We start from the raw sequence: 20,375 nt of genomic DNA, 5'->3' as shown, positions 1-20,375 counted from the left end.
CCCGAGCGCACGTCCCCCTCCGCTTCGCTTTTCCCGCCGGCCCTCACCTGGCCCGCGTATGCAAGGAGCCCGCCACACCTATGTCCGTCCCTCTCGCAGACCGCGTCATACAGCTCGCCTACGACCCAGGCATCTCACCCAAGGGCGGCGGGTTGCCTGGCCTCGCCGTGCTGAAGAACGTGGTCAACAGCATCAACATGTTCGGGATCATCGCCGTCGTCGGCGCCCTCGCCGTCTCGCTCGGCGTATGGGCCTGGGGCCACCACACCGGCGGCCACCAGGCCGAGGCCAACGGAAAGAAGGGCGCCGTCGTCGCCGCGGGCGCCGCCCTCGGTCTGGGTGCCGCCAACGGCATCGTGGCCTTCTTCTCCGGCCTGGGGTCGCAGGTCCACTGATGCGAAACCGCTTCCCTTCCCTTTCGCTGTCCTCATACGGCGCGGGATGGTCTGCCACCCGTCGCATCGCGATCGTCGCTGTTGCCGTCGCCGGCCTGCTCGCCCTCGCCGTGATCGTCGCCCTGATGACCGGCGGCGGCAACGGCCACCATGCGCCGGACAGTGCCGCGCCCGCCCCGACCGGCAGCCCGTCCTCCTCCGAGGCCGCCCCGAAGCCTTCCGCCGGATCCGGATCGGTGCCCAAGCCTCCGCAGATCGCCGAACCGGTCGCCTACGCCAAGGCGGCGGCCCAGATGCTGTGGTCCTACGACACCCGCGACACCAGCCGCGACGAGCAGCTCGCCGGCATGCGTGCCTGGATGACCACCGAGACCAAGTACGCCGACTGGGCCTCGGTCGCCGGCCAGGTCCCCGACCCGGTGCTGTGGTCACGGATGGCCGACCAGGACCAGCACGCCACCGCCCACATCAGCGAGGGCCACTACCCCGGCGCGTTCAAACAGGCGCTGGCCGAGGACCCTTCCGCGATCACCGAGGCGTACGTCTACGTCGTCACCGTCAACGGCAAGCAGACCCTCAGCTGGAAGAAGGGCGGTGGCGGAGCCGAGGAACGAGCCGTGACCCTCGCCGTCCAGTGCCGCCCCAACCACGACTGCACCCTGGCCGCCATCGCCCCCAGCGTCACGCAGTGACCCGCACCTGAGACAGGAAAGGAGGCGTAACTCCCCGTGGGTTTCTGTGACATCCCCCTGGCCGGCAAGCTGTGCGCCGTCGGCGACGCCGTCGATTTCGCCTCGGACCCCGGCAAGGCCATCGGTGACTGGATGGCGAAGTCTGCCGGTGAACTGGCAGCCGCTTCAGCCGATCTGGCCGCCGAGGCGGTCAACACCACCACGAGGGTGGACCTCAACGCCGGATGGTTCCGCGACAACTACGAGATGTTGCTGCCACTGGGCCTGGTTCTGCTGGTCGCCACTTTCTGCGCGCAACTCGTCCGGGCCGCCATCCGACGCGACGGACAAGCCCTCACCCAAGCATTCACCGGCACCATGAGCGGTGTCCTGTTCGCTTTCTGCGCCATCGCCCTGACCACAGTCGCCATCGAAGTGGTCGATGCGCTCTCCGACGGACTGTTCCGCGCCGCGAAGCTGGATATCGCCTCCGCCGTACGGCGCATCGTGAAGGTCAACCAGATCCCCGGTCTGGCCGGCCTCGGCTGGCTCGTGGCGGTCGTCGCCGGTCTGGGTGCCGCCATCGGCGCCGTCCTGTACTGGTGCGTAATGATGGTCCGCAAGGTCGGCATCCTCGTCATGGTCACGTTGGCCGTCTTCGCCTCCGCCGGCGGAGGCTGGGAAGTCGCCCGACGTTGGCGCAAGGGCTGGATCGAAGCCACCGCCACCCTCGTCGTCTCCAAGCTCCTGATGACCGTCATCTTCGTCCTCGGTATCGCCGCCATGGGCAAGACCGAAGCCAAGGACGGCATCGCCGCGCTCGCCGACGTCATGTCCGGCATCGTGATCATGGTCCTGGTGCTGCTGTGCCCGTACGCCGTCTTCAAATTCGTGCACTGGGCAGCCGACGGCACCGACGGCGAGTCCATCCACCGTGCCGGTGGCGCCGGGGCCCAGATCGCCAAGGCCCACGCAGAAAAGGCCGCCCGCAAGGCTGCCGCAGCCGCGGCCACCGCCGGAACCGGAGGCGCCGCAGCCGGAGCAGGTGGCGCTGCCGCCATGGGGAGTGCCGCACCGCAAGGCCCCGACGGCGGCGGATTCCCCGGCGACGTCGCCACCAACCCGACTGGCGGCGGCGAAGGCAAGGACGGTTCGCAGGGCGGTGGTACGGGAGGCTCGCCCGGCGGCGATGCCGTCAGGTCCGGCCTGGAGAAGGCCGTCCAGCCCGCGCCGACCAGCGTGTCCGACGACACCAGCGGCCAGGTGGGAGGCGCCCCAGGTTCTGGCGGATCCGGCGCGAATGCCGCGTCGGGCCAGGGCGGCGGGTGGCAGGCCACTCCGCCGACGACGACACCGCCTCCGCAGGGCGCACCCCCGTCCTCCGGCTCGCAGGATGCCGCGTCGAGCGGGTCGGCTCCGCCGCCGCCTCCGACCGGCCTCTGATCCCTGTCCGACTCCCGGGGGCGGGACGTGCGCACCACCTCCCGCCCCCGGGCTCCACCCGCGCCTCCAGGACCCGCCCCCATGACTGATCTTTCTGTCGCTCCGGTCACGGTGAAGTTCCCGCACCGCAGCCGCCGCGGCATCCTCCTCGGCCTCTCCCTGCCCCAGCTCGTCCTCGTCTCCTGCACGCTGGCCCTGCTGCTGATGACGGTGATCTCCACCGGACTGCTTGGCGCCATCGCCCTGGCACCGCTGTGGGCCACGTCCGGTGCACTGGTCGCGATCCGCCGCCACGGCCGCTCCCTCATCGACTGGGCACCGGTCGTCACCCGGTACGCGCACCGCCGCCGCACCGGCCAGACCCTCTGGCTCGCCCGGCCCGTCACCCGGCCCCGGCAGGACGGCGTCCTCCACCTGCCCGGCACCGCCGCCTCCCTCAAGGTCGTCACCCCCGGCGACTCCGCCAACCAGGCTGCGGCCGTCCATGACCCGCACCAGCAGACCCTGACCGCCATCGCCCGCGTCACCAGCCGCGCCTTCGCCCTCCTCGACCCGGCCACCCAGAACCACAACGTCGCCAGCTGGGGACGCGCCCTCGCCGGCATCGCCCGCACCGGGCATGTAGCCACCGTCCAGGTACTGGAGCGCACCGTGCCCGACAGCGGTGACACGCTCACCCGTCACTGGAGCCAGAACGGGCAGCCCCAGGCCCCCGTCGCCGGACAGATCTACTCCGAGCTGGTCGCCTCGGCCGGCCCGGCCGCCGCGCCGCACGAGACGTACCTCTCCATCTCCCTCGACCTCAAGGCCGCCCGACGCCTGATCTCGCAGGCCGGCGGTGGGCTGCCGGGCGCGTTCACCGTCATGGAGCAGACCACGGCCTCCATCGCCCAGGCCGCCCGCAACGCCGGCCTGATGGTCACCGGATGGCTGAGCGCGCGCGAGATCGCCGCCGTCATCCGCACCGCCTACGACCCGAAGGCTCTCGCCGCGCTCCAGCAGTGGTCCGAGACCGGCCGTGCCGAGGCCGACCCCGCAGCCGCCGGTCCCGTCGTGCAGTTCGAGGAGTACGACCGCCTCGCCACCGACAGTGCCCGGCACGCGACGTACTGGGTGGAGAACTGGCCGCGCACCGAGATGGGGGCCGGGTTCCTGCACGGGATCATGTTCACGGCCGGCGTGCGCCGCAGCCTCTCCCTCATCTACGTGCCGCAGGGGCTCGAGTCCGCACTGCGGGACGTCCAGCGCAAGAAGGCCGCGATCATCGCCGACGCCAACGAGCGCGCCCGCCGCGGGCAGGTCGACTCCGAAGAGGATTCCGTCGAGTACGCCGACGTCAAGACCCGCGAACGCCAGCTCATCGCCGGGCACGCGGACGTGGCCCTGACCGGCCTGGTCACCGTCACCGCCGAGACCGACGCCCTCCTGGACGCCGCCTGCGCACAGATCGAGACCCACGCCGTCACCTCCGGCGTCGATCTCCGCAGGCTCAACTACCAGCAGCCGGACGCCTTCGCCCTCTCCGCGCTCCCGCTCGCCCGCACCGCCCTGTGAACCAGCAGCTCCCGTGCGCGCCCTGACCCACTGCACTCCGGATCACCCGCGACGGGACGCCCCATCACCACCCTGCCGACCGGCAGGAAGGACCACTACCTTTGACCTCTCCCCCGCGCCCCGACGACGCGCACCCCTACCTCCGCGCCGCGAGCGCCGGCATCCGCCACCACACACGCGCCCTCACGCCCTCGGACGCAGACCCGCCCAGGCCCGTGGACGACCGTCTGCACCTCGACGTACTGCACGCCCACCTCACCGCTCTGCTCCAGCTTCTGGACCGGCTCGCCGACCACACCCGGCCCCCGCACCCGGCCGCCGGACGTCACCTGGCCACCGCCCACACCAGGCTCTGGCAGGCCACCACCGAAGTCCACGCCGCCTTCCACCTGCTGCCCGGCACACCCCAGGCCGACGCCGAGACAAGCGCCTGCCATCCAGAGCGGCTTCCCGAGGGGCCGCCCGTGCTGACGATCTGCCAGCGCCACCTCGCTGCCGGACGCGTCGTCCGCCGCAAGACCACCCCCACCGACCTCCGCCCGCACGCCACGGCCTGCGTGCGATGAGCACCACCCGCAGAATCGAGGGCCCCCGATGAGCCACCGGCCCGCCCGTCGCGCCCGCCGCGCGTCCGCCAGCCCGCTGTTCACCCCCCACGGCACCGACCGCGCCAGCCGCAAGGCCGCCCGCCGTCAGCTCGCCGAGGCCGCCGCAAAAGCCCGCGCCGAAGTCAGCGCCCACCCGAGCGAAAGCACCCGCCCTGAGCAGCAGATGCCCGCCGCGCTCTACCCACCGAGCGGACGCCCCGGGCCTGCCTCCGCTCGCGGGAACCGGCTAAAGCTCCCCGCCCACCGCATGACCACCGCCGTCGCGGCCGGCGCCTATCCCTTCCTCGCCGAAGGCGGACTCGGCGCCGAGGGCATCTACATCGGCCGCGACGTCCACGCCGAGGCGTCCTTCGTCTTCGACCCGTTCGCTCTGTACGGCAAGGTCGAGGGGTTCACCAACCCGAACCTGCTCCTCGCCGGTGTGATCGGCCAGGGCAAGAGCGCGCTGGCCAAGTCCTTCGCGCTGCGGTCGGTCGCCTTCGGGCACCGCGTCTACGTCCCGTGCGACCCGAAGGGCGAGTGGACGCCGGTGGCCGAAGCCCTCGGCGGCCGGTCCGTCGCCCTCGGGCCCGGACTGCCCGGACGCCTGAACCCCCTGGACGCAGCCCCGCGCCCGGACAGCGTGGCCGAGGCCGACTGGGTCGGCGAGATCCGCAAGCGGCGCCTGCTCCTGCTCGGCTCCCTGGCCCGGACCGTACTGGGCCGGGACCTGATGCCCATGGAGCACACCGCCCTGGACGTCGCCCTCGACGCCGTCGTCACCCGCGCCGCCGACACACACCGCACCCCGCTCCTCGGCGACATCGCCGCCACCCTCAACAACCCGACCGCGCTCGACGAGGCCGCCGGGATGATGTCGGGCCAACTCGGCGACGCAGCCCGCGACCTGGCCCACGCCATGCGGCGCCTGGTCCACGGCGACCTGGCCGGCATGTTCGACGCTCCCTCCACCGTGAGCTTCGACCCGAGCGCGCCGATGCTCACCATCGACCTCTCCCGCCTCGGCGGTTCCGGGGACGACACCGCCCTCGTCCTCGCGATGACCTGCGCGTCCGCCTGGATGGAATCCGCCCTCTCCGACCCGAACGGCGGCCGGCGCTGGATCGTGTACGACGAGGCATGGCGCCTGATGCGGCACGTCGGCCTCCTCCAGCGCATGCAGGCCCAGTGGAAACTCTCCCGCGGACTCGGCATCGCCAACCTCATGGTGATCCATCGGCTGTCCGACCTGCTCACCGCCGGCGACGCCGGATCACAGGGCCGCGCCCTGGCCGAGGGTCTCCTCGCCGACTGCTCCACCCGGATCATCTACCGCCAGGAGACCGACCAGCTCCACGCCGCAGCCTCCCTGCTCGGCCTGACCTCCGTCGAAATGGACGCCATCGCCCACCTCAACCGAGGGCGCGGCCTGTGGAAGGTCGCCGGCCGATCCTTCATCGTGCAGCACCTCCTGCACAGCCACGAACTAGCGCTCTTCGACACCGACGCCCGTATGCACTGAGGAGCAAAAGGCCCGTGAAGCCCGATTTTCAACGCGACCTGATACCGCGCGACGACGCGCTCCACCTTATCGGCGCACTCAACGCCATGAAGGACAAACTGCACGACGCCGCCCAGCGGTGGGAGCTACTCGACGAGAACGGGCACGTTCCGGCCGCGCCGTCCTACACCGCGCTGCTCCAGCACGCCACCGACGCTCAGGACCTCTCACGCGAGGTCCTCCACCTGGCCGACGCCTTCGCCCGGAGCCCTCACCACACCACCCGGACCGGCCGGACCGTCCTGAAGCACCTCGCCACGGCCGCAACCATCTCCAGCCACGCAGCCCCGCACTTCACCGAGACCGCAGAGGCCGCCCTGACCCTGCCCCGGACCACCAACCCCACCGACCGGCACTACCTCACGAATCGCATGGTCATCGACCACGCCTTAGCGCGAGCCTTTCTGCGGCGGGCCTCGGAAGCCCTCCGCGACGCAGCCAAGGAACTCAACGACCACCTCGGCGTCCAGCGCTTCCTTGCACCTCTGACCCGCCGGGAGGGACCGCCGGAACCACCGCCGTCCCGGCCTGGCGGTCTCCACCGCTGACCGCACCAGAGCCGTGAACTGCTCGTGCAACAGATCGCCACCCCGGTGCAGTCCACCCGCAACGACCCGCAGCCCGCACCAGCCCCGAAGGACTCCTGCATCATCCCCCCGCGACCCAGACTTCGAGCTCTACGACAACGTCGGCCGCGACGCCGACCAGATCCAAGCCGCCCGGTACAACCTCGCCACCGACAACGACCTGAAGCGGTGGGCACGACGCGACGCACGGGCCTTCCGTGACGCACACCCGCTGCCCGACCAGCCCTGGGCCGCACCCCACCTCGGCCCGTACCTGGACGCCCTCACCGCGGCCCAGACTCCGGCGGAGATCGACGCGGTCACCGACCACGTCCTGGACGCCGCCGAACCCGCACTGCGAGCCCTGAGTACCTACCTCGTCGCCGCCGCCCGGTGGAAGCAGGAGAACCGCGACGCGGCCACGGGGTCGCCTTCGCACCTGCTGATGACAGCGGCCAGCCGGGCGCTGTCCGCCCTCGCTCTCGCCGACGAAGCCGGTCTCAACAGGCTGCGCGCCGCCTACGACCCGGCCCCCGCCCCCACCGCGCCGACCAACGCCTCGCGTGGAGCTACCGCGAGCCTGCCGCCCACTCCCCCCTCCACCGGCCCCGCGCCTCGCCGTTAGCTCTTCTCCACCGGCCGTGCCCGTGCGCGCCCTGACCCACTGCACTCCGGATCACCCCGACGCCACAGCCGTCACCGCTCTGCCCGCCGGCAGGAAGGAGCACACCCTTTGACCTCTCCTCCACGCCCCGACGACCCGCACACCTACCTCCGGGCCGCAAACGGCGGCAGCCGCAGGAGAAGCCATGGCCGCTGACGAAACGAGAACCCCGGAACCCCGGCCGGTACCGCTCGCGCCGCTGCCCGACCACCGCAACGTGCACACGCCGTGGTGGCAGGAGCTGTGGCGTCGCCACGCACACGTCATCACGCCGCTTCGGGCACGCGGACTGCAGTGCGACATCGAATTCGGCCTCAGCACCTACAACGTGCGCGTCTCGCTCCCCGACGACAGCTACCTGGTCATCAGTCCGCCGCACGACCCGCCCTCCGAGCGACCGCCCGGAGACCCGGAGGGCTGGATCGCCACTCGCGCGCACCCCGACGACCAGACGCTGTTCGAGGTCATCTACGACTCGGCGCCCTCCAACGACCCCAGTGCTCCCCAGCGGCCCGAAGCCCGCCACGGCGGCAGCGCCCAACCTCTGATCGAGGCGATCGACCACCGCCTCGCCCAGCTCGGGCTGCTACCGCACCCCGTCTTGCCCCACGAAAACTCACACGTGCCCCCAGCCCGGGCCCTCCCGCCGGCATCGCCGCAAGCCGCCCCACCGGCCAGGCGCACTGCCTGATTCCGCGAACCCTTGGAGCCTCCATCCGCACCGCCCGCCGTACCCTGCCGCTGATCACCGGCGCCGCCTGCCTCACCCTGGCCCTCACCGGGTGCTCCGGCGAAGACGGCCCCGCCCAGGCCCGGCAGACGCCCACCGCCAGCACCGCCCCGAAGCCCGCGCCCGCTCTCACCGCCGCCCAGGCCCGCGACGTCATCACCCGCTATTCCAAGATCAACAACGAGGCCAACGCCGACCGCGACCGGCGCCTCCTCGACACCGTCGAGGACGGACCGCTGTACGCGATGTCCGTCTCGGACTACACCGAGACCGAAGGACTCCCCGCGGCGGACCGCGAGCCGTACGAGGCGTGGTCCTACGACCTCGCCAGCGCCATGCTGTACATCCCCCGCCTGGATTCCGGGCAGGACCGCTGGTTCGCTGCAGCCCTCTCCAGCGAGAAGGGCAAGGCCCCCTCCCGCCTGGCCGTGTTCGCCGAACAGCCCCAGCACAAGCGCTGGGAGATGGTCTCCGTCGTCGACCTGGACAACCACAAGCTGCCCGACGTCGCCCTCGACCGCGAGGGATACGCGACGGCCGTCGCCGCCAACGACAACAAGCAGCTGGCCGCCGACGCCGACCTGCTGCGTACTGCCGTGCTGGACAACTTCACCACCGGAGGCACGAACACCGGAAGCAAGGTGTTCGCGCCGACCAAGGCCAGCAAGCGGCAGGTCAAGGTCAACAGCGATGCCGCAACACGCTTCGGCGACAAGGGCACCAGCGTCTTCGACGGAGCCGACAACCGCTTCACGGACGCCTACGCCCTCAAGACGGCAGACGGCGGCGCGCTGGTCCTCTTCTCCCACACGCACACCCAGACCGACGCCGTCGCGCACTCCGGCCTGCAGATCAACCCCGGCAAGGAAGACCGGGCCTGGCTCCACGACGTGCCCCGCATGTCCATCCAGTACACGTTCGTGTGCAACGACGCCGCCACCGTCCCCGCGAAGGCCGAGCCCTCCCGCCTGATCGGCTACACCTGCGCCCGCACCGACGCCTCCGGCCCCCCGGTCCCCTCCTGGTCACACCGCGCGTAGCCGCACCCGCCCGCCACTTCGACGGCCACCGAGGACATCCCCCGCCCCCTGCTCGCTCCGGAGAACTCCCTGTCCACACACTCCTTCATCGCCCGCCCCACCGCCGGCACGGGGTACAGCGGCATCCACGTCCAGCTCGACGGCGTGCCCAGCAACCACCTCCCGCTCCTCCTGGCCGCCTACCAGTACAAGTTCGGACGCGACATCGAGGCCATGGCCCAGCACCTCATCGACGACATCGCCGTCGGCTGGGACGAACTCGGCACCGATCTCCTCGACGGCGCCCCGCCCACGCTCGTGGCCGCGCTGACCGGCGGCGAACACTGGCCCAGCCGGACCCTCGATCACCTGATCACTCCGGACGGCTCACCCCCGGTGCGCATGACGGTCACCGACACCACCGCCGGCGAACTGGGCATGCAGTGGGGCTACATCCTGCATCCGCAGGGCATCGAAGTGATCAGCATGGCTCACACAGGCGCGGGCCCCCTCGTGGCCTGGGACACCGACCCCAGCACCCCCTTCAGCGACCACCCGGCGCACTGGCCCGCCATCACCACACGCCGGACGCCCAACACCTCGCGCACCGCGCGCCCACCGCGGCCCGCTGCCGGTGCAGCGCCGACCGGACCCCGCACGGCTGCCCGCCGCTGACCCTCACCGCCTCTCACTGCCGGAGACTTCCCTGCCCGCTCCCCTGATTACGGTCGTCATCGCCACCCGCCTGCGCGACGACCGCCTCGACTACCTAACCGCCATGCACGCCAGCCTCACCCGGCAGTCCGTACCGTGGGAGGCCGTGATCGCGCTCGACGGCGCCTCCCCGGACCGCCTACCGGCCCCGCTCGCGCAGGATCCCCGGGTCCTCACGCTGGCCCTGCCCCGGCCGGTCGGCGCCGCCTGCGCCCGCAACCTCGCCCTCACCCACGTCCGTACCCGCTACGTCAACTGGGCGGATGACGATGACGAGTTCGCGGACGACGCGATGTCCGTGCGGCTAGACATCCTGGAGTCGACCGGCGTCGGCTGGTGCGCCGGCTGGAGCCAGGACCAGCATCCCGACGGCTCGACCACCCTCTGGTGCTGCCCCACGCCTCCCGGCCGGCACCAGGCCGGGGAGGTGTGGACGTACTGGAAGTCGCCTGCGGACACCATCCCCATCGGGCCGACCACGATCCTCGCTCGCACCGACCTCGTGCGCGCCGCCCCCATGGGCGGCCTCGTCCAGGGCGAGGACTACTGCGCGGCCCTCGGCGTGACCTCGCTGGCGCCCGGGATCCTGCTTCCGGTGCCGGTGTACCGGTACCGCAAGCACCCCGGGCAGATGACAGCCCAGGACGGATACGACCAGCTGGAGGCGGCGGCCCGGGAGCACGCCTGGGCGTACGGGCGCAGCCTGCGTGCCGTCCTGCAGGGTGGCGAGGACCTGGTCCGTGGCTGAGGCGCAGATCATCCTGTCGCACAGCCGGGAGTCGGGGATCGTCGCCATCGCCTCGGGCGAGCAGTATCCGTGGGCGCACACCGCCCTCGCGGAGAGTGGCTTCCAGCGGGCCGACGACGGCGTGTGGCACCTGCCCGCGGGCGGCGCCCAGACCACTGTGGTCGATCTGGTCACGTGCGCGAAGCGGCACCGCGCCAGCGTGCACACGAGCAGCCGGCGGTACATCGGCGACGCCGCCCGTGACCTCGCGCGCCTGCTGCCCGGCCAGTGGCATGCCTCGGTCGAGGTCTATGCGCGCCCGGCCTGGCAGGAGGACCTGGCCCCGTGGATCTGGGACAGCGGCGAACTCGGCCGCGTCGTCCGGAGCGAGCGGATCCCTTACGCCGCGGTCCTCACCGACGCGGCGCAGGGCACCACGCTGTTGTTCGTCGAGCGGCCCGGCCGTCATCTCGGCTACCTGGTGGGCGCCTTCTCGCCGGAAGGGCTCGAAGGGGGCTACGGCGATCCCCACGCTCCGCGCAGCATCGTCCTGCCGCCGTTTCCCGGGCGGGCTGCTCAGGCCCTCACCGACCGGTACCTTCCCACCTACGAGCAGGCCGTCCATGCCCGCCAGACGGCGGCCATCGCCAGCGTGCTCGCAGACATCCGCTCCGAGTACGACACGTGGCAGGCCATGAACGCCTCCGGCCGCTACAGCGACGCCACCCCGCTGAGCACCGCCGCCCTCGGCGCCTCGACGGAGCTGTTCCTCGACCACGCCTGGCGCCGTTTCCTGACCGTCGTCGACCACGCCCCGACGCTGCTCGACCGGTGCCGGCCCGCGAACAGCCCGTGGCCCGACGACGCTACAGCCCTCTCCCGTCTGGCCGACGCCGTGAGCGATGCCGAAGCCCTGCTCGACGACCTCGTCCACGGTTGTGCTGTGGCAGAGCAGGAGCGCCGAGCACGCGCGTGGCCGGCCATCGAGACCTGGCTCACCGACGGCCACGCGTTCTTGCGCCAGGCCCGCCTGAGCGCACCCCACCGCCGCCCGGCCCTCCCCGTCACAGCCCCAGCCCGCCCCCTCCCTGCGGCCCGGCCCGCGTACCGCAGCCACTGACCGTGCCACCCCGACAACGTCTGGAGACTTCCGCCCCCTTGCAACCCGGCACCCACTTCTCCTTCGGCGACCACAAGGAACACGGCTTCGTCGCCTCCTTCACCTCCGCCCTCCCCAGCCACCTCGCCCACTGGTTCCTGGAGCGCGAGCAGTTCGAGCCCGTTCCCGGTGAACCCGGGCTGTACCGCCTCAGCGAGCCCGAGCGCGACGGAGTCCGTCGCACCCGCCAGGCCGTCCACGACCTGCGCCGCCACGGCTACACCGTGCAGGCCGACATCCGCCTCAACCCGGCCCTCTCCACCGGCCCGCCGCGCCCCGTCCGGCCCCACGGACTCCAGGAGCGCCGCAGCCGGCTAGCCCAGGCCGCCGCCAGCCGAACGACGCAGCGCTCCACCACGCCCTCCACCTCCCCACCGTCGGCCCGGCCGATCCCGCCGAAGCCCACCTTCGCTCCCACCGTCCACCTGACGGCCGCAGCCAGCGGGCGGTCCCGATGACCCGCAGCAGCAGCCCGGCCCCCGACAGCCCGTTGCCGACAGCGTCCGCACTGGCCAGCAAGGCACGCGACTTCCGGCTGCGGATGGCCGTCATCGACTGCGAGACCGATGCCGCCCTCGACAGGACACGCGACCGCCACGGCCGCACCGTCCACGCAGACGCCGCCGCAGCCGCACGAGCCCACCGTGACAAGGCGGCGCTGGAGGCGTACGCCACCCACCTCGCCCCGCACGCCGAGGCTCTCCTCGATGCCGCCCGACTCGCGCTCGACGAGTTGCGTCCCCGCCCAGCACCTGACCGGGTGGCGGGCCGTCCTGGACGGCCTGGAATCCTCCGCCGCCGAGATCCGCCGGGCCCTCGACCGGCCGGCCGCGCCCGGCTCTCCAGCCGAACGTGCTCAGCACGCGGCTCTGTGGCCGCATCTCACCGCCTGGGCGGACCACAGCCCGATCGCCAGCAACCTCGCCGACCAGCGCGAGGGCCAGCACCACCAGGCTCCGCTGACCGACGAGGAACAGCAGCTGTGGACCGACAGGGCCCGGGCCGCACAGATACGTGGTGCGCTGGAGCTGACCGAGTCGTGGTATGCCGCCGACGGACAGCCGATCACCCTCGCTTACCTGGTCGAGGACGACGACTCCACCGTGGTCGCGCTGCGCGGCGACCCGGGCGTACCGGGCTGGCAGGTGATCGGGCACTTCGCCCACGAGTACGAGGCGGGCAAGGCCCTGCCCGCTCCGGTCCCGCCCGGCGTGCTGCGCTCGGACATCTCCCGGTTCAACCGCCCGGCACCGGCCCCGGAGCTGTCCCTGCAGGACCTCATCCGCGACGTCGTCGAAGGCCACAGTGCCGGTGACGCCTCGAACGCTCTCCTGGGAGCTGTCCAGCGCGGCTACGCCGCCGGCCCGATGGTCCGCCTGCAAGAACTTCTGGAGACGACCAGCCAGTTCGCCAGCGCCCTGGAGACCGTGCAGGGCCGCCAGATCGCCGCCCGCCTCTCCGCGCTGGGCCGGCAGATCGAGTTCCTCACCCGCGAAGTCGAAGAGGCAGGCGAGGACCTCGGTGCGACCGTCGCCGTCCTGCCTCCGCACCGCACCCCCGTGCTGCGCGCCCGCCCGCGCCCGGCCGTGGACACCACACCGCCGGCGCCGCCGCCCCGCGCCAGCATGACCGCCCGCCACCGTTAGGAGATCCGCTTTGCTCGAAGCAGCAGCAGAGCCGTTCATGCCGATCCGGCACACCATCACCGGCGAGATCACCACCACCGGCTACAACGCCGCCGCCCGGCGGATCCTGCTCCAGGACGGCTTCGAAGAGACGCCCGGCTGCGCCTGCCGAGTGACGGAACTCGGTACGGAGCAGGCGCACGGGGCTGCCCGGCAACCGGCTAGCTGCTCGTCGCCGGCCGTCCCGTGCCCCTGGACCGAGCCCTCGGCCGGCCGGTGAGCGCCGACGGTACGCCCCGGTTGGCCCGCTCGCCGATGTCGGCACAGCCCGTGATCCCCTCCGAGAGCGGCCGGCCTCTTTAGCGCATCGCCCACCCCGCCCCCACCCACACCTGTTGAAGGGTTCTCGTTTTGACCACATCCGGGCCTACCAGATCAGCGCGCACCAAGGGCGGCGAACTACGGGCCAAGGTGGCCCGACTGCTGGCCGACCGGCCGGCGGACAAGCTCACCATCGGGGACATGGCCAGGCAGCTGGGCCACTCCCACGGCGCCGTCCGCAACGCCGCCCTCACCCTGGTGCGACGCGGCGAGGCCGACCAAAGCGGGACCGGACAACCGCAGTTCCGCGCGAACGCGAAAACTGCCGCAGCCGCGCAGAGGGCTGTGATCAGCCCACCGGGCACCCACTCTCCCCGCGCCCAGGCGGCCACGACCCGTACGACCTACACCGCAGCAGCCGCGCCCAAGCAGACCGGCCCGATCCGCCGCGCGGGGGGCCAGCTCTACCACCCCCGGGAGCTGGCCGATCTGCCCGACGTCGAGGCGTTGAACCGCTTGCGCGACGCCGACGTGCCCGTGCTGCTGTACGGCCCTCCGGGCACCGGCAAGACGAGTTTGGTCGAGGCGGCGTTCCCGGACCTGCTCACCGTCGCCGGTGACGGCGACACCACGGTCGGCGACTTGATCGGCGAGTACACACAGGACGACGCGGGAGCCTACGTCTTCCAGTACGGTCCGCTGGTCACCGCGATGACCGAGGGCCGCGCCCTGCTGATCGACGATGCCACCTTGATCTCACCGAAGGTCCTGGCGGCGCTGTATCCCGCGATGGACGGGCGCCGGCAGATCCAGGTCAAGGCCCACAAGGGCGAGACCATCAAGGCCGAGCCGGGCTTCTACGTGGTGGCGGGCCACAATCCCGGCGTCCACGGCGCGGTGTTGACGGAGGCGCTCGCGAGCCGGTTCAGCGTGCAGATCCAGATCGGCACGGACTACGACCTCGCCCTGGCCTTGAGGATCGATGCCCGGGTGGTCCGGGTCGCCCGACACCTCGCCCAGCAGGTCGAACTCGGCGAGCTGGGCTGGGCCCCCCAACTGCGGGAACTGCTCAGCTACCAGAAGACCGAGGCCGTTCTCGGCACCAAAGCCGCGCTCGCGAACCTCGTCGGCATCGCTCCTGTGGAGGATCGTGACGCCGTCGCCGACGCCGTCACGAAGGCTGTCGGCATCAAGAAGATCGCACCTCTCACCCTCGGCAAGCAGCTCCCCGCCTCAGCCGCCCGGCAGCCTCCGGGCAGCACCGGCTCCGCACACCGGGGCCGCCCGCGATGAGTGCCCACCACCACATCCAGTCCATGCCGGACGACGACGCCGACCTCGCGCGCTGGGACGACGACGGCGCGCCGCCCGCGCAACCCCGCTCCTCCCCGGCCGCGTGGCTGCGCGTGGGAGCCGAACTCGGCGACCGGCTGGTCGCCCTCTCCGGCCGCCAGGACCTCCTCGTCACCTGCCGCCCCGGCACGCGCAGCGGCGCACCGGCCGCGTTCTTCCCCACGCTGGGCGAGGTCGAGTTCGACGCCGGCCTGTTCGCCCCCCTGAAGCCCCACGAGATCCATCCGCGGATCGTGGGCGACGAGGAGCGGTATCCCGCCGCTTGGGGAGTGTTCGTCCACGAGGCCGCGCACGCCGCCCACTCCGTCTGGACACAGCCTGCCGGAGCGGACCCCCGCGTCGTCGAGGCCGCGCTCCTGCTGGAGGAGAGCCGCGTCGAAGGCGCGCACCTGATCACGTGGCCCACGGACCGCTCGTACCTGCGCACCAGCGCCCGAACCCTGGTCATGCCCGACATCGCCCACCCCACCCTCGAGGGCATCGAGCAGGCCGCCGCCGCGGCGGCCCTGATCCTCGGCCGCCGTGACGTCGGCATCCTGGACGCCGACGAGACCCGGGCCGTCGCCGAACTGTGCGAAAAGGTGCTGGGCCAAGACCTGCTGACCACCCTCACCAGCATCTGGACAGCAGCTCACGAGTGCGCCGACCACGACGCCACGACCATGCTCGCTCACGGTCAAGAATGGTGCGACGCTCTGGATGCCGCGGCCCCCGCCCTGCCCGTGCCGGAGGGCCTCTCCGATCTGCTGACCGGCGCCGTGAAGGTCGTCATGGACCACGCGGCAGCCACCGACGCGGCCGACCTCGCGGCACAGGACGCAGCGGCCAACGCCATGGCGTCACGGTCCAAGGCGCAGGCTCAGGACCGCGCCCAGCGGGCCCGCCAGCGACGCAAAGCCGCCGCCACCGCCAAGTCGGTCTTCAACGCCCGTAGCACCACCGTCCACCCCGACGGCACACCGGCACCCTCCGGCAACCCGGTCACCGGCACCCGCAGGCCCACCGCCGCCGAGCAGAGTGCCGCCGCGCGCCTGAGCCGCGCCCTGCGTGCCGCCGCCTACCGCGAGCGGACCGAGGAGCGGACCACCAGCCCCACCCCGCCCGGCCGCCTCAACATGCGCGCGGCCCTCGCCCGCGACGCTCAGCGCGCGGCCGGGTCGGTCCCCACCGCGGAACCGTTCACCCACACCCGCCGCCGGAACTCTCCCACCCCACCGCTGCGTGTGGGGATCGCCGTCGACGTCTCCGGCTCCATGCGTGCCGCCTGCAAGCCCGTCGCCTCCGCTGCCTGGATCGTGGCACGCGCAGCAGCCCTGACCGACCCCGACTCCCGTACCGCCACCATCGCCTACGACAGGCACTTGACCGCACTGACCCGGCCCACCCACCGAGCACCCGAGCGCGTGACGACGTTCGATGCCACCGGCGGCCACCACAACCTCGCCCACGCCATCGACGCACTCGACCACGGCCTCGAACTCAGCCGCCCCGGCGCCGGCCGCCTCCTCGTGATCGTTACCGACGCCCACTACGGCAGCGACGAAACCGCTCAAGCCGTCACCCGCGTCAAGCAGCTCACGACCGCCGGCTGCGCCGTACTCCAGCTCACCCTCACCGCGGAATCCCGCCACTTGCCGGGGACCACCTTGCTGCACCTGCCCCAGCCCTCCAGCGCTCCCGCCGCCATCGCCAAGGCGGCCACAGACGCCATCCGCAGGACCCGCTGAGACGACGCAGAAGGCGGAAGCGTCCCCGAGACCACCGCCAAGCACTCCAGACCACCCCCGTCCGTCGCATGACTCGTGCAACCCCAACCGTCAACGAAAGGCCCTCGATTTGAAGTCCCAGACCAGCAGCCCGACCTCGAACGTAACGCCCATCAAACGGAGTTCCCCGGGGGTGAGTACGCACTGGACCGTGGAGCACGCCTGCTCCCACCGGGTAGATCACGACCTGTCCAACCGCCCCGCCGACAAGCGGGCCGGCTTCGCCCGTTGGCTCGCGTCGAAGGACTGCACCGACTGCTGGAAGGCGGCGCGCGACGCCGACTCCGCGTCCAAGGAGAAGTGGCTCGCGGAGAAGCGCGCCGAGGAGCTAGAGGCAGCCGCCACCTGGGCCAAGCAGTTCGACATGCCGCAGCTGGAGGGCCCGGCCAAGGCCCTGGACTGGGGTGAGCGCTCCCGTCATCAGCTGATGATGGCCGCGCACACCGCCCTGGTCGTCGAGGGCAGTTGGGACGAGGCGGACTGGGCGGAGCTGGAGGAGAAGGCCCGCTCCATAACCCGTGCCGGTTGGTGGATCGACCAGCGTGACGCCGAAGGCACTGACCTGCTCGAACTCCTCGACGCAGCCACCGAGGCGGACCGCGGGACGGAGAATCCGTTCCGCTGACGGCGGGGCAACATAGCCGGGAAACGCCGGTTAGCCAAACCGGCGTTCCTCCGGACTATTGATGCTCCCACCCCGACAGCCATCGCGTGGAAGGAACCGCGTGCTCCCTCCGTCCTGGGACCATCAACCCGCCCCCGTCACCGCCCTCACCCCCGACCCGCTCACTCCCACCCGAGATATCACCCACGCCCATTTTCAGACCGGGGACACCGTCGTCGTCCTCAAGGGGGTGGCCGGCGGAGAGCTGTGGGGAGACTCCATGCGCATCGTCGCCCCCTCCTGGCACACCCCCACCGACGAGGACGGATGGCGACTGCGTGATCCCACCGGTGGTGCCCAGTCCTACGTCACCGCTCACCCCCGCTACCTCGTGCACCTCTCGCGCCGCTGCCCGGACTGCCTGATCTACCTGCGGGCCATGGAAGACGCCCTCCTTACGCGGTTCGCCGGCCGCGACGAGCTGATCGACTGCGGCTGGTACACCACCACCGCTCTGGGCCAGCTCGTGCACACCGCAGACAGCAGGGGCGGCCGGTGACTTCCCCCACGAACCGCCCCGACCGTGCCGCTGCGCTCCGCAAGGCCAGGGCCCGAGCCACCGCAACTACGGACGATGCTTCCTGGCCGCTGCGCCTGGCCGAAGACCTCCACGGCATCCGGGCCGACTGGAAAACCTCAGCCGAGGTGTGCGCGGATGCCGCCTGGGCGGCACGGTCAGCCGGCCTCAGCGTCCTGGGCCTGCTGTCCCCGGAGGATGTCCTCGCGACGCACCGTGATCCGATCACCACCCGCACGTTGGCGCATCTGTACCTGAGCGCCCTGCGGTTCGACTTCCGCTGCCCCACCCTCCAGCACGTCGTCGAACAGCTCGCGCAGACCGCACGTCAGCCGCTGGACTGCTACACCCGCGCCCTGTACGCCTTCGCGCTGCTTGGCCAGTCCCGCCCCGAGGGCCTGACGGTCATGGACGAGGTCCTCGCCACGGCCGAGGAGCACCCCAAGACCCTGCACGTCCTGCTGCACGGGCTGTGGCTCGGCCAGGACCTGAACGAGGGTGCGGAGCGTCTGTTGGCCCTCAGCTCCCGGCCCGCCCTCGCCACCGGCACCGACCCGATCGTCCTCTTCCGCACGGCGGGTGCCCTGCGCCGGCTGGGCCGGTACGACGAGGGGCTGAGCGCCATCGACAGGGCGATCGACTGTCTTCCGCCGGGAGACATCTCGGTCCACGCCGACCTGGTGCGCGAGCGCTCGCTGCTCTGTGCAGCCCGCGACCTTCATCAGCACCGGTCGCCCACCCGCACGTCGAGCGGGGTGCCGTCATAATCCCCCGCCTGCACCCGAGGGCCCACTCGCCGCGCGAGCCGCTGGCCGAGGCGCTCGGGCGGCCCCTTTCCCCGAACGAGGGCCTGACGGAGTACACCGTGGTCGCCCACTGGCCGGGCCTGGACTACTACACCCCGGACGACGAGCAGAGGACCTGGACGTCCGTTGAGTGGGCCGAGCACCTCGAAGATCCGTACCTGGAGCACCCGTTCGCTGCCAGCCCGGACGACGACCGGCACGCGATCCTCCATCTCGACGTCCGGCTCCACCCGGACGACCGGGAGCTGACCGGCCCCGAGTGGTCCGAAACCGCCCACCGGTTCGCGCGGGCCGCTGGTATCGAGGTGCCCGGCGCCGCAGAGCACGGGTGGCGGTGGATCGCTGTCCAGGGCCAGCCCGGACGTCTGGATCTGATCGCCAACCTGATCCACCTCGACGGCACCTGGCGCACCCCGCCCGCCGACATCCTGCGACGGCTTGCGGACGAAGCACGCCGCATCGAGCAGGACCTGCACCTGATCCCCGTCCGCACCGGCCCCACGACGCGGTCCGCTGCCCGTACGGTCCCGACCGCAACGGCGCAGCTCGCCGGCGTCCTCACGCAGCTCGCCGACGAACAGGCCGGCCCGCTGGCCACGGTCCGCGGACTGGTCGAGCACACCGCTTACCGGATCGCCCGCCAACCGGGGGCTGCCGGCACGGACACGGCGCACCGTCTGGAGCTGATCGCCCGCCGCCTCCACGCGATTCAGCAGGACCTGGACGCCACTGCGGCCCATCTGGCCCAGCCCCGGGCCGCCGCCGCACCGGCCGCGGCCCGGCGCACCATCCACCGATCTTTGTAGGAGAAACGTCTCTTTGCCCCGCACCACCGGCCGCTTGCTGGACATCCGCCGTGACCCGCACTCCGACGAACTCCTCGCCCGCGGCGGCGACGTTGAGGCACACAGCATCCTCCAGCGCGCGGGATTCGTCGCGGTCGTCCGCCTCCACGAGAGCTACCACCGCGCCCCCGCCGGCCTGACCGAGGACGAGGAGTCCCGTCTCGCCACCGATGCCGTAGGGCGCCTGCGGGCCGTCGGGTACCACGTCGACTGCGACGAGCGCTTCGACACCGACGCCCGCCCCGCCAGCTATCCCACACTCGGCGCCTCGGTCGCCCACCTCGCCGAACGCCTGCGCGAGGCCACCGACACCGCCGAGGCAGCCGACGTCCTCACCGAACTCACCGCGCCCCACGACGGCGTCCTCGCCGGGTTCGAGGAAACCCTCGGCGCCCTGGCCCAGTTCTTCGACGGCCTCGGTGACGCGAGCGATCCGTACACCGCCGGGCGCCTGCGCTACCTCGCCGACGAATACGTCCGCGTCATCCGCTCCGACCTCGCGCACACCCGCGGACGGCTGGCCGACCGGCACGCCCCTCACCCCGGCCGCCGCGCCTGCACCGAGCAGGTTCCCGACCATGAGACCGAACGCTCCGCGGTGTGCGCCTGCCCGCCCCCGCCGCGTGCCCTGCCGGCCCCGGCACCGCCACCCGTCGGTGCCACCCGACTGCGCCGCTGAGCCCCTGCA

22 protein-coding genes and 1 pseudogene are annotated in these 20,375 nt (G+C 72.0%); all 23 read left to right on the top strand.

Annotated elements, in window-relative coordinates; genetic code table 11:
* Positions 1–80 precede the first annotated feature (80 nt).
* The 23 genes and pseudogenes from OIE75_RS28245 (at position 81) to OIE75_RS28135 (ending at position 20,366) form a co-directional block, all read left to right on the top strand.
* A complete protein-coding gene (locus tag OIE75_RS28245; protein ID WP_052836973.1) occupies positions 81–395 on the top strand; it encodes a DUF6112 family protein in 315 nt (104 codons plus the stop codon).
* Positions 395–1,087, top strand: a complete 693-nt coding sequence (locus tag OIE75_RS28240) for a hypothetical protein (RefSeq protein WP_329472495.1) — start codon at positions 395–397, stop codon at positions 1,085–1,087. Before OIE75_RS28245 ends, OIE75_RS28240 begins: the two co-directional genes overlap by 1 nt.
* Before the next feature lie 36 nt (positions 1,088–1,123).
* Positions 1,124–2,509 (top strand): SCO6881 family protein, encoded by a 1,386-nt coding sequence (locus OIE75_RS28235; RefSeq protein WP_329472494.1) that lies wholly within the window; start codon positions 1,124–1,126, stop codon positions 2,507–2,509.
* A gap of 81 nt (positions 2,510–2,590) precedes the next feature.
* Positions 2,591–4,063, top strand: a complete 1,473-nt coding sequence (locus tag OIE75_RS28230; RefSeq protein ID WP_329472493.1) for an SCO6880 family protein — start codon at positions 2,591–2,593, stop codon at positions 4,061–4,063.
* Between the two features lie 101 nt (positions 4,064–4,164).
* Positions 4,165–4,629, top strand: a complete 465-nt coding sequence (locus OIE75_RS28225) for a DUF6238 family protein (RefSeq protein ID WP_329472492.1) — start codon at positions 4,165–4,167, stop codon at positions 4,627–4,629.
* Positions 4,630–4,657: 28 nt separating this feature from the next.
* Positions 4,658–6,172, top strand: a complete 1,515-nt coding sequence (locus OIE75_RS28220) for a VirB4 family type IV secretion system protein (protein ID WP_329472491.1) — start codon at positions 4,658–4,660, stop codon at positions 6,170–6,172.
* Between the two features lie 14 nt (positions 6,173–6,186).
* Positions 6,187–6,759, top strand: coding sequence for a hypothetical protein (locus OIE75_RS28215; RefSeq protein WP_329472490.1), 573 nt, complete (start codon positions 6,187–6,189; stop codon positions 6,757–6,759).
* A gap of 13 nt (positions 6,760–6,772) precedes the next feature.
* On the top strand, positions 6,773–7,402 hold the full coding sequence (locus OIE75_RS28210; RefSeq protein WP_329472489.1) for a hypothetical protein: 630 nt from the start codon (positions 6,773–6,775) through the stop codon (positions 7,400–7,402).
* 184 nt (positions 7,403–7,586) lie between these two features.
* A complete protein-coding gene (locus tag OIE75_RS28205) occupies positions 7,587–8,132 on the top strand; it encodes a hypothetical protein (RefSeq protein ID WP_329472488.1) in 546 nt (181 codons plus the stop codon).
* 284 nt (positions 8,133–8,416) lie between these two features.
* The gene (locus tag OIE75_RS28200) at positions 8,417–9,211 is read left to right on the top strand and encodes a hypothetical protein (RefSeq protein WP_329472487.1); all 795 of its coding nucleotides are present in this window, start codon (positions 8,417–8,419) and stop codon (positions 9,209–9,211) included.
* A gap of 144 nt (positions 9,212–9,355) precedes the next feature.
* Entirely contained in the window at positions 9,356–9,865 is a 510-nt protein-coding gene (locus OIE75_RS28195; protein ID WP_329472486.1) for a hypothetical protein, read from the top strand.
* Between the two features lie 43 nt (positions 9,866–9,908).
* Positions 9,909–10,652: a glycosyltransferase family 2 protein gene (locus tag OIE75_RS28190; protein ID WP_329474073.1), complete on the top strand. Its 744-nt coding sequence runs from the start codon at positions 9,909–9,911 to the stop codon at positions 10,650–10,652.
* Positions 10,645–11,751 carry a hypothetical protein gene (locus OIE75_RS28185; RefSeq protein WP_329472485.1) on the top strand — a complete coding sequence of 369 codons (1,107 nt, stop codon included), beginning with the start codon at positions 10,645–10,647 and terminating at the stop codon, positions 11,749–11,751. Before OIE75_RS28190 ends, OIE75_RS28185 begins: the two co-directional genes overlap by 8 nt.
* 38 nt (positions 11,752–11,789) lie before the next feature.
* Positions 11,790–12,248, top strand: a complete 459-nt coding sequence (locus OIE75_RS28180) for a hypothetical protein (protein WP_329472484.1) — start codon at positions 11,790–11,792, stop codon at positions 12,246–12,248.
* Positions 12,245–13,436 (top strand): annotated as a pseudogene (locus OIE75_RS28175) (hypothetical protein). The gene OIE75_RS28180 and the pseudogene OIE75_RS28175 overlap by 4 nt, the downstream one beginning before the upstream one ends.
* A 37-nt stretch (positions 13,437–13,473) precedes the next feature.
* Entirely contained in the window at positions 13,474–13,695 is a 222-nt protein-coding gene (locus OIE75_RS28170; protein WP_329474072.1) for a hypothetical protein, read from the top strand.
* A gap of 191 nt (positions 13,696–13,886) precedes the next feature.
* Positions 13,887–15,029, top strand: a complete 1,143-nt coding sequence (locus OIE75_RS28165; protein ID WP_185906786.1) for an AAA family ATPase — start codon at positions 13,887–13,889, stop codon at positions 15,027–15,029.
* The gene (locus OIE75_RS28160) at positions 15,026–16,816 is read left to right on the top strand and encodes a hypothetical protein (RefSeq protein WP_329472483.1); all 1,791 of its coding nucleotides are present in this window, start codon (positions 15,026–15,028) and stop codon (positions 16,814–16,816) included. Before OIE75_RS28165 ends, OIE75_RS28160 begins: the two co-directional genes overlap by 4 nt.
* A 172-nt stretch (positions 16,817–16,988) precedes the next feature.
* Positions 16,989–17,480, top strand: a complete 492-nt coding sequence (locus OIE75_RS28155; protein ID WP_329472482.1) for a hypothetical protein — start codon at positions 16,989–16,991, stop codon at positions 17,478–17,480.
* Between the two features lie 100 nt (positions 17,481–17,580).
* A complete protein-coding gene (locus tag OIE75_RS28150) occupies positions 17,581–18,018 on the top strand; it encodes a hypothetical protein (protein WP_329472481.1) in 438 nt (145 codons plus the stop codon).
* Positions 18,015–18,803, top strand: a complete 789-nt coding sequence (locus tag OIE75_RS28145; RefSeq protein ID WP_329472479.1) for a hypothetical protein — start codon at positions 18,015–18,017, stop codon at positions 18,801–18,803. Before OIE75_RS28150 ends, OIE75_RS28145 begins: the two co-directional genes overlap by 4 nt.
* Entirely contained in the window at positions 18,800–19,648 is an 849-nt protein-coding gene (locus OIE75_RS28140; protein WP_329474071.1) for a relaxase/mobilization nuclease, read from the top strand. The genes OIE75_RS28145 and OIE75_RS28140 overlap by 4 nt, the downstream gene beginning before the upstream one ends.
* Positions 19,649–19,661: 13 nt before the next feature.
* Complete coding sequence (locus OIE75_RS28135) at positions 19,662–20,366, top strand: hypothetical protein (RefSeq protein WP_329472478.1); 705 nt, start codon at positions 19,662–19,664, stop codon at positions 20,364–20,366.
* The last annotated feature ends 9 nt before the right edge of the window (positions 20,367–20,375 follow it).

The organism is Streptomyces sp. NBC_01723, from assembly GCF_036246005.1.
In the GTDB taxonomy this organism is placed as follows: Bacteria; Actinomycetota; Actinomycetes; order Streptomycetales; family Streptomycetaceae; genus Streptomyces.
Note: the sequence above shows the minus strand (reverse complement) of the source record. Positions and strands in the feature narration are given on the sequence as shown.